Raw genomic sequence first — 899 nt, 5'->3', positions numbered from 1 at the left:
TTTTATGGATGCTGAAATTGTCCAGCACAATATAAAGCCGTTCGGAACGATGGTACCGGCGGCGAAGAACTTGGAGGAACAGTAGAAAGTCACGGCTTGTTTTTTGTTTTCGATTATGTCCGTAGAGCTTGTCACTTTTTAGATCATAAGCAGCGAAAAGATGGCGGACACCGTGTTTTCGCGTGTAATCGGCAGGCAGACGTTTGGGTTTCTTTTCTTTCCTCCAATCCTTGCCCGGGTAAGGTCGGACTTCCAGAGGACCGAATTCATCTACACAGATCACCCGACCATCTTGGGGCGGATGGCTGTATAACGATTCTATTCGTTTTTTTTCGTTTCAAATTCTGGGTCATTGGATTGCTTCCACGTCTTGGTGTTTTGATAGGTGATATGGGCTTCATTCAAGATGACTCGCACGGTTTCCGCTGTAATACTAGTCACGATGCCTCGATCCATAGCTGCTTGAGCTAACTTCGCCAGAGACCAATGAGAAAAAGGTAAGCCAATGGTCTGTGGAGGAATTTGAGCAAGCTCAATAATTAAGCTCCGCTCTTCTTTGGAAAATGTAGCAGGTCTTCCACCACGATAGTTTGGTTTGAGACAATCTAGCCCGTCCTCATTGAAAGCATGAATGACATCACAGACGTGATCCTCGGCGCAATGGTACAGGGACGCAATGTCTTTGACTTTCATTTTTTGCGCAGATGCTAGCAATATGTAAGCCCTCCGTACAGCAAAACCGGATGTGTTTCGACGAGCAACACGGAGTAAGTGTTGACCTTCTTGGTTTGTTAGTTCGCGGACAAAAAGCATAGAAAATCCCTCCCGCTATTCATTTCATCAGGAGGGCTCAAAAATCCTTTCCATATTCAGGTTAATATTTACTGATGAGGCACTAG

2 protein-coding genes are annotated in these 899 nt (G+C 45.3%); both read right to left on the bottom strand.

Going from position 1 to position 899, the window contains the following annotated elements:
- The coding region (locus tag QJ48_RS36435) for a transposase (protein WP_193394530.1) at positions 1–283 on the bottom strand (283 nt) is incomplete at its 3' end.
- A 35-nt stretch (positions 284–318) separates the two neighbouring features.
- Complete coding sequence (locus tag QJ48_RS32715) at positions 319–813, bottom strand: helix-turn-helix domain-containing protein (protein WP_054977502.1); 495 nt, start codon at positions 811–813, stop codon at positions 319–321.
- Positions 814–899: the final 86 nt, after the last annotated feature.

It is taken from the genome of Paenibacillus sp. A3 (assembly GCF_001399685.1).
Taxonomy (GTDB): domain Bacteria; phylum Bacillota; class Bacilli; order Paenibacillales; family NBRC-103111; genus Paenibacillus_G.
The sequence above is the reverse complement of the archived record's forward strand: the minus strand, read 5'-3'. Positions and strand labels throughout refer to the sequence as shown.